A 270-nucleotide genomic window follows, 5' to 3' on the forward strand; every position below is an offset into this window, starting at 1 on the left:
CCCCCTATCAGGGCGAGGCGCCGACGCAGTTTGGCTGGAGCCTCTGGCTGCCGTTCGGGCCGCAAAAGCACAACGACTAGAAGAAGTTCATGGGGAAATAGCGCAGGAACAGACCTTCATAGCGCCCGGAGGCGTGCACCTGCTCGAGCCCGTAATTCAAGATCTCAACCAGCTGGCGGTTGCCCTTCTTGACCGCGATGCCGACACCCTCGCCGAAATATTTGGCGTCGAAATAAGGACCGCCGCGGAACTCGCAGCACCCATCGCTGG

The 270-nt window shown here is 60.7% G+C and carries 1 pseudogene; it reads right to left on the reverse strand.

What is annotated here, in order from left to right:
• Positions 1 to 76 precede the first annotated feature (76 nt).
• Positions 77 to 270, reverse strand: a pseudogene (locus ACLJNW_RS25330) (ABC transporter substrate-binding protein); the annotation flags it as partial.

Origin of the sequence: Salmonella sp. SAL4457, assembly GCF_046548235.1 — a bacterium.
GTDB lineage: Bacteria > Pseudomonadota > Gammaproteobacteria > Enterobacterales > Enterobacteriaceae > Salmonella > Salmonella enterica.